Source organism: Lyngbya sp. CCY1209, assembly GCF_055795065.1.
This window is the reverse complement of record NZ_JAYFER010000239.1, coordinates 20,908-27,807: the sequence shown is the minus strand read 5'-3', so window position 1 is coordinate 27,807 and position 6,900 is coordinate 20,908. Positions and strand designations below refer to the sequence as shown.

At 53.7% G+C, this 6,900-nt stretch carries 6 protein-coding genes; 1 reads left to right on the top strand and 5 read right to left on the bottom strand.

The annotated features are described in order from the left end of the window. Positions 1-47: 47 nt before the first annotated feature. From AC0QHF_RS06270 to AC0QHF_RS06255, 4 genes are all read right to left on the bottom strand, one after another. Positions 48-2,615: a CHAT domain-containing protein gene (locus AC0QHF_RS06270; RefSeq protein WP_324703334.1), complete on the bottom strand. Its 2,568-nt coding sequence runs from the start codon at positions 2,613-2,615 to the stop codon at positions 48-50. Between the two features lie 382 nt (positions 2,616-2,997). Further along, the gene (locus AC0QHF_RS06265) at positions 2,998-3,258 is read right to left on the bottom strand and encodes a hypothetical protein (protein WP_324703333.1); all 261 of its coding nucleotides are present in this window, start codon (positions 3,256-3,258) and stop codon (positions 2,998-3,000) included. Between the two features lie 44 nt (positions 3,259-3,302). Beyond that, the gene (locus AC0QHF_RS06260; protein ID WP_324703332.1) at positions 3,303-3,908 is read right to left on the bottom strand and encodes a hypothetical protein; all 606 of its coding nucleotides are present in this window, start codon (positions 3,906-3,908) and stop codon (positions 3,303-3,305) included. 51 nt (positions 3,909-3,959) lie between these two features. Beyond that, positions 3,960-4,271 carry a hypothetical protein gene (locus tag AC0QHF_RS06255; RefSeq protein ID WP_324703331.1) on the bottom strand — a complete coding sequence of 104 codons (312 nt, stop codon included), beginning with the start codon at positions 4,269-4,271 and terminating at the stop codon, positions 3,960-3,962. A 105-nt stretch (positions 4,272-4,376) separates the two neighbouring features. Between AC0QHF_RS06255 and AC0QHF_RS06250 the strand changes: the two genes are divergently transcribed. Further along, positions 4,377-4,556 (top strand): hypothetical protein, encoded by a 180-nt coding sequence (locus AC0QHF_RS06250; protein ID WP_324703330.1) that lies wholly within the window; start codon positions 4,377-4,379, stop codon positions 4,554-4,556. Between the two features lie 171 nt (positions 4,557-4,727). On the opposite strand, the gene AC0QHF_RS06245 is transcribed toward AC0QHF_RS06250, so the two are convergent. Beyond that, complete coding sequence (locus AC0QHF_RS06245; protein ID WP_324703336.1) at positions 4,728-6,749, bottom strand: adenylate/guanylate cyclase domain-containing protein; 2,022 nt, start codon at positions 6,747-6,749, stop codon at positions 4,728-4,730. Positions 6,750-6,900: the final 151 nt, after the last annotated feature.

The window sequence follows — 6,900 nt, the reverse complement described above, 5'->3', positions numbered from 1 at the left end:
GGGGGATTTAGGGGGAGCAACCCCAACCCTCTTCAAAGTCCCCCTTTTTAAGGGGGATTTAGGGGGAGCAACCCCAAACCGTAACAGCCCAACGCCCCCCAATGCACCGGATGCTCAAACGGACAACCTTTGTCCTTGGCATACTTTTTAACCAGTTTTTTCGCATCCCCGACACGGGTGAGGGCTTTGGAATTATTGAGGACTCGATTTTCCTCGGCTTTCAGATGATTTTCCACCGGCTTTTTATACCGCTTCTTAAACTCCGCCGCCGTCATCCGCCGCATTTTTTGCTGTGCCGCTTGCAACGCCTGAACCCGGTTTAATCCCTCCCCCCGCTGTTCGTGATAGAGAATCGATAACAGCGCCGCCGAACAGTCGTAAATTGCCCACTGACTGGCTATGGCACCCCGCGCCCCCGCACAGAGAAATCCCGTACTCAATGCCACCGGTTCATCAACTAAACTACCGGGAAAAAATAGGTTCGTTTCGCAACAGGAGAGAAACACTTCCTCCAGTTGCGGGAAACGCCAACCGGGAGAAAACAGTTTGCTGACGCTGATGGTGCCGTCGCTGAGTAGTAATCCCGACTCTTGAGAATTGTCGAAGCGACTTTGGGCGTGGTGGGTGCTCACCAGGCGGTTAACTTGTTGGAGTAATTTCCGGTAGTTTTGGCGGGTAGCCGCCGAACCGATGAGACGCCGTTGGGGGTCGATTTTGAAGAATTCGGCGACTTTTGCCCCCTCAAAGCCGCTGAAGGGCAGGTCGTCGGTGGCGTTTTCTGCAGTGCCATAATTGGTGTCGGAGATGTTGCCGCGTTTGTGGCAGAAGCCGAGCACTTGCAGGCTGGGGGCGTATCGGATGAGGAATTTATCGCCGAGATAGCCCTCACCCCCAACCCCTCTCCCAGTGGGCGAGGGGAGATGGATGGGTAGGGCGGCGAAGGGGATTTGATGCAGGAACAGATGGGGAACGATGACTAATTCTTCGATGTCTTGCAGGTGTTCTTTTATCAGGCGGTTCAGTTCCAGGCGGCGGGAGAGAACCGCCAGCACTTTGGGCATTCGCCGCTTCCACTGTTGCTTGCGTTGTTTGCGTTTTTCCTGGTGTTTTTTTTCGTCTGCTTCGGTGATGCCAAACCCGGCATAGGGGGCAACCCACATTTTTCGCAACCACTGTTGTAGGGTGTTGTAGCCCTGTCCTTTGCAGGTGAAACAACGGGGTTGGGACTCTCCCGAACGGAGGATGAAAATATGGGTATCGTTGTCGGTGGTATAAAAGTTGAGAATTGCCGTTTTTTCCGATAGCAGGGGTAGAAAATCTGAGAGTTTCGGGGGTTGAACTTGCCGCAGTTTGGCGACGACTTCATCAACGTTGCCGAGTTGGTCGAGGATGACTTGTTTTTGGCCTTCGATTTCGGCAATGTCAGCGGAGACGGTGGTGGCGGCGCGGAGTTGGCGGGTTTTGAGTTTGTCGGGTTGGGTTTCCCCGGAGTCGTCTTGGGTGTCCCCGGAGTTGTCTTGGGTTTCCCCGGAGTTGTCTTTAAATTCCTGGCGTTTTTGGGTGATTTGGTCGTCGAGGCGATCGAGTTGTTGCAGCCACTCCTGCACCTGGGGGGGAATGTTGCCGTCGGCGTAGAGGTCGGCGGTTGCCATCAAGTCTACCAGGCGTTTCGCCCTCACCCGTTCGACGATTTCCAGGGCGGTGGGGATGTCGTCGAGGTTGATGGCGGCTTGGATGGCGTTTTCGTAAATATAAATCGATTCGGCGACAATCTGCTGGCGACGGTCTTCGCTGAGGGCGGAACGCCGGGAGAGTTCAATGGCTTCAATGGCAACCTGATACTGCTTTAAGGCATCTTGCCAATGCCCTTGATTAAATTCCAGGTTCGCCCAATTGCGGGCGGTTGTCAGGCAATCTAAGGGGAAAAGTTCCGGTTTCCAGACGGTGAGGGCCGCTTGGTAGCAGTCGATCGCGTCTTGCAGGTTGGCCGCGCGATCGCCCGTGGGGAGGTCAGAGTAGGCAGTCCCCAGGTTGTTTTGGGTCGTGGCCCATTGTAGGGGGGCGGTGTCGGGTTTCCTGACGGTGAGGGCCGCTTGGTAGCAGTCGATCGCCCGTTGCAGGTTGGCCGCGCGATCGCCCGTGGGGAGGTTTGAGTAGGCAGTCCCCAGGTTGTTTTGGGTTTGTGCCCACTTGTCCGGGAGGCGATCTTGGGGTCGGGCGTCGAGGACCAACCGATAGAGTTGAATGGCAATGGCGACATTCTGTTCTCGGCGACCTCGGGGATAGTCCTGAAGACGAATGGCGATGTTTTCAATCAGTCCGACGACGCCTTCTTCTAACTCCTGATTTTCTGCCGTGCGGACTTGTTGAAGAAAGGTTTTCGCCGCATCAGCCAAGTGGGGGTCAAGCCGTCCACCCCGTTTATCCAATTCCTGATAAACATCCTCGGCGCCTCCATTGATTTCGGCTTGCAGCAAGGCTTGCAGAAAGGCGAGTCTCTGTTGGTTCTCTTCGTTCATCGGCAATACTTCCTGGGGTGGTTTGGGTTGGGCAATGGGCGGGGTTTCCCGCAGCCGCCGCCAAAAGCGGCGAAGGGGTTCAAAGAATTGTTTCATAATTCCTCGTTTTCGGGGGTTGTTTTGGGCGTCTGCTGTTCTATCGATTCTGGCACGGGTTTTTTATGCGGGGTTGGGTTGGGCGCGGGCGGCGGGGGGGGCTAAAGCCCAACAACGGGGGGGTTTGTGGGCGGGTAAATTTTTGTGAATTTGAGCTTGACTTTTTTCGGGATTTGACAGACTATAACACCATGAGAAAATGTGCCGCCATATAATATGGCTCTGGGGAGGAAGAAACCGCTGGGGAATCAATTCCCCAGCTCATAGCGAAAATCCTCTCAAGAGGATTAAAGAACCATCCAATCGAGTCAGTCCACTTAAGTGGACTTCTGCTGTGAGCCTTGAAATTCATTTCAAGGCGGGACTTTCGGTTGGGGAATTTTTAGGCATCTGGTGGCGGGGGAATCTCGACATTTTCCGTCGCAGGCATCAACTTAATCTCTTCTTTTGCCGCCGCCTTGTTACCAGCAATCACCTCCTCCATTGCCTCCATAAAATGGAACTGATGCACCCGTTTCTCGGAGTCCGGCTGTTCCGTGCTCGCCGCACCCACCACCGCATTCAGAACCGCCTTTTTGATATCCCGCCCCGAAACGCCCTCGAACTGTTTAGCCAGTTCTGAAAAATTGACCGAATCATCCAATCGATATGCTAAAAAAGGGGGAGATTAGAGCGTTGGGATGAGAGTCAATCGACTTGGATGATCAGGTGATCGAAAAAGAGCGATCGCTTCATTTTTGCATAGGGATCTAACTGCGCTTCCATCGATTCTGTCCAGGCGTAAAGTGGACTTTTATCGAGGCTAAACAGTGGGAATTGGGGGGGAGGAACGAAGTTTTTGAACAGGGGTTGAAAGAGCGATCGCGCCGTTTGCTGCCAGTGACGATATTCCAAACCCTGCAACTCGTTATCCAGGACATAGATCCCCTTGAGAGCGGATTCTGGACTGTTCGATTTGATCTCAAAGTCCCGATGGTCAACGGTGGGAATTTGATAGTCAAAACTGCCGTTGTCATTCGTTGAATCCACCAGCCAAATTTTCAGCTTTTGCCAATTCAGATGGGACATCCGACGACTCTTGCTAAAGATGGGACGGCTGATGTTTGCGTCCATAAAGCTGTAGGTTGTGTCGCTGACGATGTACTGCCCCCCTTGCATTTCTCCGGGAACGCCAATCAATTCAATCTGTTTGATTTTGTTGTCCCGTGACGGGTTGGGTTCTAGCGTCATGGTCAGGAAAACCGTGGGACGGTTGTGGGTTTGATGGGTGTGATTCTGATTGGGCCTTGGCATGGTTTTACGTCCTGTTTACAATTCAATTTGGGGAGATCAGACTCTTTGCCTTTAATTGCGAACTGCTTTCAGCACGGTCGCTTCTTTGCGGTTGGGTTTGACGACGTTGCTGGGTGCTTTTTCGAGTTTGCTGATGACGGATTCTCCTTGGGGTTCCCACATTTCGACCACCGCTTCGCCGTCGAGAATGTAGAATAGGAAGTACAGCAGATAAGCGACGGCAAAGTAGGTCAGAATGACAGAGGTGAGGTAAGCCAGATAAAAGACTTCAATCAAGGTGAGTACCCATTCGATGAACGCCTGAAAGATAGTTTCCATTAACTTTTTGGCTTTTTTCCACAATTTTTTCAGCCAGTTCCACATATTGCACTCCATGTTGTGGGTTGCAGAAATTGGGCGACTCGCCGTTTCCACTCTGGGGGTGGCTTGCTTGCCGCTACATAGCTATCGGAGAAGCGATCATTTTTTATGCGAAGGCTGGAGAGTGGTGTCACCTTGAAAAGGCTGTATCTTCTGCCTGACAAGGATTTCGGCGATTTCAAAAATGCGATCGCACCCTCGGACCGGCGGGGACTCAAACCCAACAACGGGGGGTTTGCGGGTGGGGAAATTTTTGTGGATTTGGGGTTGACTTCTGCTCGGATTTGACGTACTATAACACCATGAGAAAGTGTGCCGCCATATAATATTGCTCTACAGTTGATTTTCCTCTGCGCCCTCCGCGCCTCTGCGGTGAAAATTTCGGCTTTGAGGGCGCAAGTTTTGCGCCCCTACAATTGGGGATTTTTTCCGAGCTTTGAGGGCGCAAGCCTTGCGCCCCTACAATTGGGGATTTTTTCCGAGCAGCCAATAGGTCGTCATTTCTCCCTTTCCTTTGACGGGGATTTCTCCCCGTTTTTTAAATACATACTTTTCCCGCAGGCGCCGATAGGTTTCCTCCGTGACTTGGATGGAACCGGGCGCCCCCGATGATTCCATGCGAGAAGCAATATTAACGGCATCTCCCCATAAATCATAAATAAACTTTTTGATTCCAATTACCCCCGCCACCACCGATCCGGTGTTGATGCCGATGCGAATTTGGAAGGATTCAGAACCGGGTAAATCGTCGCTCTGGAACTGCTTCATCGCCGCCTGCATTTCTAATGCCATATCCGCGATCGCTTCTGCGTGGTTGTCCTGGGGCAAAGGCAAACCCCCCACCACCATGTAGGCATCGCCGATGGTTTTGATTTTCTCCAGACCGTGCTTTTCCGCCAGATGGTCGAAAATGGAAAACATTTCGTTGAGCAAACTCACCAATTCGATGGGCGGCATCCGTGCCGAGAGGGGGGTGAATCCGACGATATCCGCGAATAAAATCGTCACTTCTTCAATAGCCGAGGCGATCGCTTTTTGGTCCCGTTTCAACTGGTCCGCGATCGGTTTGGGCAATACATTCAACAGCAGATGCTCCGATCGCTCCTTCTCCTGACGCAAAGCCGCCGTCCGTTCTTCAACCCGTTGTTCCAATTCCCGGTTAGTTTTTTCCAGGGCAATAAACGATTCCCGCAACTGCTGCACCATCGTATTAAATGATTGTGCCAAAATCCCCAATTCTTCGATGCTCTCCTCCTCAACCCGCTGGTCGAGTTCCCCGCTGGCGGTGGCATTTCTTGCACCCCGGGCGATCGCACCGGAGGCTTCACTGAGGCGTAAAATGGGTTGAGCGATCCGTCTTGCCGTGAACACTCCGAACATCGTCGCCAGCACCAGCGCCACCAAACATAATACAATCGTCGTGCGGGTGTTGGCATTAATCCGCTCCATAAAATCCGCCTCCGGAACCACCACCACAATCAACCAATCAATCCCCCGGGGGTCGGTAATGGGAGTCACCTGCAAAAATTCCCGCCGTCCGTCGAGGCGAAAAATCAACTGTTCTCGGCCGTCAATTTCGCCAAGATCTTGGAAGCGATCGCTCAAATATTGAGCCGTCGCCTGGGTGAGGGAATTGCTGCTGTTCACCGCCCGAATTCTGGGTGTCGCCCGGGTTTCGTCCTCGTTCTCGAAGGTTTCTTCCAGGGTCGAAGTCGCCACCAGCAAACCGTTGCGTTCCATGATGAATGTCTGTCCGGTTTTGCCGATTTCCAGGGTGCTGAGAAATTCGCTGATTCGCTCCAACGTCAAATCCGTGCTCGCCACCCCCAGCAAATTGCCGTCCCCGTCGAAAATGGGTTGGTTGGCGGAAATCACCAGGGCCTTGGAGCCGAAATAGGCGTAGATTTCACTCCAGACGGGTTCCCCCGCCTCCACCCCCGCTCGATACCACGGCCGGATTCGGGGGTCGTAGTTGTCCCGGACGCTGACCAACTCGGTGCGGTTTCCCCCGGCGTCCGCCAGCCACTTTTCCAAATTGCCGCCGGTGCTGTCCGCGAGGATGTCAAATTCGATGGAGCCGTCGTCGTAGCGGTTGGCGCCGATGTAAACCCCCGTTTCGGTGCCGATGCCGATGTAGCTGGCGGTTTGGAACTGCTGCATCTGGGTCCACAGGTAGCGCTCGAGTTGGGGGAGATTGTCCAGGGAGATCAACCCCAGGCGTACCGCATCGACGTTGATCTGGTTGACGAGGTGGGGGGTTTCCAGGTAGGTGTCGAGTTCCTGGCGGATGCGATCGCTCACTTCCCCCTGCAACTGGGTGGCCAAGTCGTTGACGGCGCGGGAGCCGTTGCGAAAGGAGAGCCACCCCGTCAATCCCACCGCCATAATAATTTGCACGAAGAAGGGGACGACCAAAACCAGGCGCAGGGACAGTTTGGGCGCGTCGTGCGGTCGCCGACGAAATAGAGCCTTCAAACCCATGTGTAGAGCCTCCCCAGATGAGCGATCGGAACCGAGCGAAAATCCTGTCAATCTTGAATACCCCAACGGGAGCGGGCCAAAATCCGCAGCGATCGCGCTTCGGATCGCCTCCCGTTCTCTTACATCCTAAGTGAGATGGAGATCGGGACGA